Source organism: Brachymonas moutaii (nom. illeg.), assembly GCF_049977365.1.
Lineage (GTDB): Bacteria > Pseudomonadota > Gammaproteobacteria > Burkholderiales > Burkholderiaceae_C > Brachymonas.
Map to the genome: position 1 here is coordinate 1 of NZ_JBNGEN010000040.1, position 360 is coordinate 360.

Here is a 360-nt window from a genome sequence, read left to right on the forward strand (position 1 = left end):
TCCACTTCCAGTGGTGGTGGTGAGGGTGACGGTGTTGGCGCTTCCCAGGGTTTCGCTGGTGAAGCTCGGCGTCAGGCTGGTGGCTACGGTGATGGCGTTGCCGCTTTGCGTGACGGCTATGTTGTTGCCCGCCGTGACGGTGACGGTGTCTCCAGGCTTGATGTTGGTCGTGCTCGTGCCGCCGACGGTGCCGGTGCCGGTGCTTGCCGTGGTAACGTTCCAGCCCTTGTTGGCTGTTGTCTGCACGCTGTAGAGCTGGCTGCCGTTGACGGCGTCGGTGCTGGTGGAGGTGACGCTGCCTGCTGCCACGTTGGTGATTTGCGCGCCTCCCACATTCAGGGCGTTGGCGGCCGCTCCGCT

Annotated in this window: 1 pseudogene; it reads right to left on the minus strand. The window is 64.7% G+C overall.

The features are described 5' to 3' along the window. Nucleotides 1-360, minus strand: a pseudogene (locus ACP2WS_RS11335) (hypothetical protein); the annotation flags it as partial.